This window comes from Deltaproteobacteria bacterium, from assembly GCA_016223005.1.
Lineage (GTDB): Bacteria > Desulfobacterota > GWC2-55-46 > UBA9637 > GWC2-42-11 > JACRPW01.
The window spans coordinates 1-5,502 of the sequence record JACRPW010000057.1 but is presented as its reverse complement, the minus strand read 5'-3'; the positions used below and the strand labels follow the sequence as shown (position 1 = coordinate 5,502).

Below are 5,502 nucleotides of genomic sequence, written 5' to 3'. Positions count from 1 at the left end.
TTGTATTCCAGTTTCACCACCTTCTGCCTGAGTTTACAGCCATTGAGAATGTGATGATGCCGCTCCTTATAAGCGGGGTTGACAGCAGGACTGCCTCACAGGGGGCAGAAAAACTTTTGACAGAAATTGGTTTAAAAGATAGACTGTTGCACAGGCCGGGTGAACTATCAGGCGGGGAACAGCAAAGGGCTGCCATAGCAAGGGCGCTTATACAGATGCCTGATGTCCTGCTTGCAGATGAACCAACAGGCAATCTGGACACACATACAGGCGAAGAGGTCTTCAATCTTCTGCTCAGGTTAAATGATGAGAAAGGGATTACTTTAGTGATTGTTACGCACAATGAAAGACTTGCCGGAATGATGTCAAGAAAGATAGTTATGGTGGATGGAAGGATATATGAAGATAATGGGATTTAGTTTGAGAAAAAGATTTATATTTTTCATTTTTTTATTAGCCTTTAGCCTTCAGCCTTTAGCCTTCGGCATGTCAATGGCACAGGATGTAAATGTTGTGATTCTGCCGTTTGAGGTGCATGCACGGGATAATATATCAGACTTTAGGCTTAAGATACTTGAGGCAATCGCGTCAAGTCTGGATGAGACAAAAGGGATTCGGGTTATTGCAGGGGATAGGCTTAAGGATGTTATCATGGAAAAGGGCACCAAGATATTTGACGAGGGTGCCGCAGGGGCTGTTGGGAAAGAGTTAGGTGCAAATTATGTGGTATTGGGAAGTATTTCAAAACTTGGGAAAAGATATTCAATTGATGCTAAGGTTTATAATGTTGGACAGGATAAACTATCCTCACTTTCATATATAGAGGGTGAAGATACAAAAGAGATTACGCAGAGGGTTTATGACCTGTCATCTGCCATTTCCAGAGAAATTTTGAAAGAGGCGATTACAGCAGAAAAGGCAGATGCTGAGAGCGGCATAATTGGGAAGATAAAGATAACAGGGAATAAAAGGATGGATACTGATGCAATACGGGCTAAGATAAAGACAAGGGCAGGGGATAAGTTTGACAGTGACCAGATAAAGGAAGATATAAGGGCAATCTATGACAGCGGATTTTTTGATGATATTATTGCTGATATGGCAGATACAGCAGTTGGCAAGGAATTGACATTTATTGTAAAGGAAAAGCCTATTATCAAGCAGGTGATCTTTGCAGGGAATAAGGAGTTAACTGAAGAAAAGATAAGGGAGTCATTAACAATTAAGACAGGTTCAATTTTAAACAGGATAGTTTTACAAGAGAACGCGGATAAATTAAAGACACTATATGCAAATGAAGGCTTCTATCTGGCAAAGATTGAACCTGTAGTAAGTATAGCGAATGAAATTGAGGCCTCTGTGAATTTTCAGATTGATGAAGGCAAAAAGGTTAAGGTCAAAAATATAACAATTATAGGCAATCAGAAGATGACTGAGAAGAAGATAAGGAAGGTCATGAACACAAAGGAGGCAGGTTTTTTCTCGTTCATCACAAAATCAGGCGTTTATCAGGAATTTATATTCCAGAATGACCTTAATCTTATTGCAGGGTTATATTATGATAACGGTTATATTCAGGCTAATATAACAGATTCAAAGGTTACATTAAGCAGTGACAAAGAATGGTTATATATCACCATTGCTGTTTCTGAAGGAGAGCAGTTTAAGGTGGGCAAGGTGGATGTGCGGGGTGATATACTGACCACAAAGAGGGCAATACTTGAAAAGATAAAAAATAAGACAGGGAATATATTCAGCAGAAAGATTGTTGGTGGTGATATTACGAAGATAACTGATATATACGGCAATGATGGTTATGCAAATGTTGATGTAAATCCTGTCACAAAATTGAATACAGAAGCCAAGACTGTAGATTTGGTCTTTGATATCAATAAAGGGGAGCCTGTATATATTGAAAAGGTAAATATAAGGGGCAATGTTACTACACGGGACAAGGTTATAAGGAGGGAGGTTGAACTGGGAGAAGGTGAACTTTATTCTTCTACAGGCATAAAAAGGAGCAGAAGTAATTTAAGGAGGCTTGGCTATTTTGATGATGTAAATATAGCAACAGGTCCTGGCAGTTCTGAAAATAAGATGACCGTTGATGTGGAGGTTAAGGAAAGACCCACAGGTTTCATAGCAGCAGGCGCTGGTTACAGTTCTGCTGATGGCATGATTGTAACAGCAAATATAACACAGAAAAATCTCCTCGGCACAGGGAAACAACTGGACCTCTCTGCACTTTTGAGCAGCAAGACCTCTAGATTCAATCTTGGTTTTACGGAACCGTGGTTCCTTGATAAACCTATATCAGCAGGCATAGACATATTCAATACAACAAAGGAATATACAGATTTTACAAGAGATAGTGTTGGTTTTGGACTGCGGTTTGGTTTCCCCCTCTACAGAAGGGACACAAGGGGCTATCTCACATATAAACTTGAAGAGGTAGAGGTTACTCGGGTTGCCTCAGGTGCTTCACAGATTATAAGGGACCAGGAAGGCAAGAATTTAATAAGCAGTATCAATGCAGCGATAAGGAAAGATACCCGTGATGATGCCCTGTTTCCAACAGAAGGTTCGGTAATTTATTTCTCTATAGAATTTGGCGGCGGTCCTATAGGCGGTGATGTAAACTATGTTAAATATTTACTGGAAGGCACAAGATATTTTTCAATGCCCTATGACACAGTATTGGCAGCAAGGGCTCTGGCAGGCTATCTGCACGGTTTTGACGGTAAGGATGCACCTGTATATGAAAGATTTTATCTCGGCGGCATAAATTCAATCAGGGGTTTTAAGACAAGGGGTATAAGTCCAAAGGACCCGACTACGAATGAACTTATAGGCGGTGATGGCGAGGCGCTTCTGAATATTGAATATATATTTCCGATATTCACGGAACAAAAATTTAAAGGGGTTGTATTTTTTGATACTGGAAATACATGGGACGGCGGTTTCCTGAACGGATTAAGATATTCTGCAGGGCTTGGTATAAGATGGGTTTCTCCGCTTGGGCCTATAAGGCTTGAATGGGGATATAATCTTGACAAAAAGGAAGGTGAAGATTCAAGCCAGTGGGATTTCACTATAGGGACATCGTTTTAAAACCGCTAACTGTATCTGTTATTCGTAGCCACTAATTCTGATTACAAATACTAAAGGGGGATATAATGAAAAGGATAGTTATATTTTTAACAATGGTTTTATCTTTAGTTTTTACAGCAGGCATATATGCAGCAGAAATGAAGATTGCGTATGTAAATCTGCAAAAGGCTTTAAATGAATCAACTGCCGGTAAGGATGCAAAGGCTGAAATGGCAGATGAAATAAAAAAGAGGCAGGATGATGTGAATGCCAAGCAGGAGGAACTGAAGAAACTCAAGGAAGAACTCGAGAAAAAAGGGGCGGTGCTGAGTAAGGAGGTAAGGGAGCAGAAAGAGACAGAGTTTCAAAGAAAGAGTCAGGAGTTTCAGAGGTTCTTTATTCAATCAGAGGAGGCGCTTAGAAAGAAGGAGCAGGAATCTGTAAGGGATATAATAAAGGAATTGGAAGAGATTGTTAGAAAGATGGCAAAAGACAAGGGTTATACCTATGTGCTTGAAAAGGTGGAGGGCGGCATAATACATGGTCCGGCAGAATCAGACTTAACAGAAGAGGTGGTCAAGATTTATAACAAACAGTATAAAAAGGAAAAGAAATAATAAACAATACTATGGAAAAGAGTCTTAATGCTCTGGCTGAAATAGTCAGCGGTCAGGTTATAGGCGATGGTTCTGTTTTTATAAATGGTGTTGCTGGACTTGAGGATGCTCGTGCAGGCGATATAACATTCATAGCAAATCAAAAATATACTCATCTTTTATCCAAAACATCAGCCTCAGCGATTATTGCCTCGCCTGATAATATTTCAGATTTAAAAGATAAAAATATCCTATGTGTAAAAAATCCGTATCTTGCCTTTGCAAAGGTGCAGGAGGTGTTTGCACCGGCGCCTATCTTATTCAAGGGCATTCATCCAAAGGCAGAGGTTCATCCTGATACAAGGATAGGAAAGTCTGTTTCAATATACCCTGGCGTATATATAGAGGAAGGGGCAATTATTGGTTCAGGGGTTGTGCTTTATCCAGGGGTTTATGTAGGTAAAGATGTTTCCATTGGCGATAATACCCTCATCTATTCCAATGTATCCATAAGAGAAAGATGCAGTATCGGCAAAAGGGTTATAATCCATTGCAATTCAGTTGTAGGCAGTGACGGCTTCGGTTTTGCAAAGGACGGCACAAGGCTTTATAAAGTTCCGCAGACAGGTATTGTGAGTATTGAAGATGATGTTGAAATCGGCGCATGTGTAACAATAGACAGGGCAACACTTGGCGAGACAGTTATAAAGCGAGGTGTGAAAATAGACAACCTTGTTCAGATCGCCCATAATGTTTCAATAGGTGAGGATTCTACCATAGTTGCACAGGTTGGCATATCAGGGAGCACAAAGATAGGCGACAGGGTAACTCTTGCAGGACAGGTAGGGGTTGTCGGTCATATAGAAATTGGCGACGATGTAATGGTCGGCGCCAAGTCAGGCGTGACACATGATTTACCTGCACAGGGTATATTCTCAGGAATACCTGCAATACCTCACAGGGATTGTCTAAAGGCAGCAAACATATTTGCAAAACTCCCTGAGATGAGAAAGACGCTTTTGGAGTTGGAGAGAAGGGTGAAGGAGTTGGAAAATTCAAATATCAAAATGCAAAACTCAAAATGACAAATCAAAAGTATAAAATTTAAGTTCCTTAATTTTGACTTTTGATGTTTAATTTTTAAATTTGATTTGGAGGTTTCTATGATTGACATAAACGAAATATTGAAAATTCTGCCCCACAGATACCCGTTTCTCCTTGTTGACAAGATAGTTGAATTTGAGGCAGGCAAAATGGCAAAGGGCATAAAGAATGTTACAATAAATGAACCGTTTTTTCAGGGACATTTTCCATGTCATCCGATAATGCCGGGTGTCCTTCTGATTGAGGCGATGGCACAGGTGGGCGGCATACTCGCATTCAAATCTGCGAGTGTTGAAAACAAGGTTGTTTATTTTATGGGCATAGACAAGGCAAGGTTTAGAAAACCTGTAATGCCGGGGGACAGGGTTGAACTTATATTGAATGTTATAAAAAACAGAGGCGATATATGGGTGTTTAAGGGCGAGGCTAATGTCGATGGAAAACTTGCTGCTGAGGCAGAAATTATGGCAACAATAATGGAGAGGGAATAAAATGCAGAGTCAGGGCGGGTACCCGTCCAAAGGACGGGTGGGGATCAAAGGTCAAGAGATAAAAATACATCCAACTGCCATTATCCACCCAGACGCAGAGATAGGAGATGATGTAGAAATAGGCGCATATTCTATCATTGGAGAAAATGTAAAGATTGGCAGTAATGTCAAAATACATCCCCATGTTGTTATTGACGGCTGGACAACCATTGGCAAGGGTT

Annotated in this window: 6 protein-coding genes; all 6 read left to right on the top strand. The window is 40.4% G+C overall.

The features are described from left to right. Window positions 1–419: ATP-binding cassette domain-containing protein (locus HZC45_06510; protein MBI5682799.1), on the top strand; the 419-nt coding region annotated here is incomplete at its 5' end. Then, the gene (bamA, locus tag HZC45_06505; GenBank protein MBI5682798.1) at window positions 400–3,111 is read left to right on the top strand and encodes an outer membrane protein assembly factor BamA; all 2,712 of its coding nucleotides are present in this window, start codon (window positions 400–402) and stop codon (window positions 3,109–3,111) included. The genes HZC45_06510 and bamA, both read left to right, overlap by 20 nt. A gap of 65 nt (window positions 3,112–3,176) precedes the next feature. Then, window positions 3,177–3,707 carry an OmpH family outer membrane protein gene (locus HZC45_06500; GenBank protein MBI5682797.1) on the top strand — a complete coding sequence of 177 codons (531 nt, stop codon included), beginning with the start codon at window positions 3,177–3,179 and terminating at the stop codon, window positions 3,705–3,707. An 11-nt stretch (window positions 3,708–3,718) separates the two neighbouring features. Continuing rightward, window positions 3,719–4,771 (top strand): UDP-3-O-(3-hydroxymyristoyl)glucosamine N-acyltransferase, encoded by a 1,053-nt coding sequence (gene lpxD, locus HZC45_06495; GenBank protein ID MBI5682796.1) that lies wholly within the window; start codon window positions 3,719–3,721, stop codon window positions 4,769–4,771. A gap of 78 nt (window positions 4,772–4,849) precedes the next feature. Continuing rightward, on the top strand, window positions 4,850–5,281 hold the full coding sequence (fabZ, locus tag HZC45_06490) for a 3-hydroxyacyl-ACP dehydratase FabZ (protein ID MBI5682795.1): 432 nt from the start codon (window positions 4,850–4,852) through the stop codon (window positions 5,279–5,281). Between the two features lies 1 nt (window position 5,282). Then, on the top strand, window positions 5,283–5,502 hold a 220-nt coding region (locus HZC45_06485; protein ID MBI5682794.1), incomplete at its 3' end, for a hypothetical protein.

Excerpts from the sequence above, each read along its gene's own strand:
- bamA (MBI5682798.1), top strand. The coding sequence starts at position 400 with ATGAAGATAATGGGATTTAGTTTGAGAAAAAGATTTATATTTTTCATT.
- HZC45_06500 (MBI5682797.1), top strand. The coding sequence starts at position 3,177 with ATGAAAAGGATAGTTATATTTTTAACAATGGTTTTATCTTTAGTTTTT.
- lpxD (MBI5682796.1), top strand. The coding sequence starts at position 3,719 with ATGGAAAAGAGTCTTAATGCTCTGGCTGAAATAGTCAGCGGTCAGGTT.
- fabZ (MBI5682795.1), top strand. The coding sequence starts at position 4,850 with ATGATTGACATAAACGAAATATTGAAAATTCTGCCCCACAGATACCCG.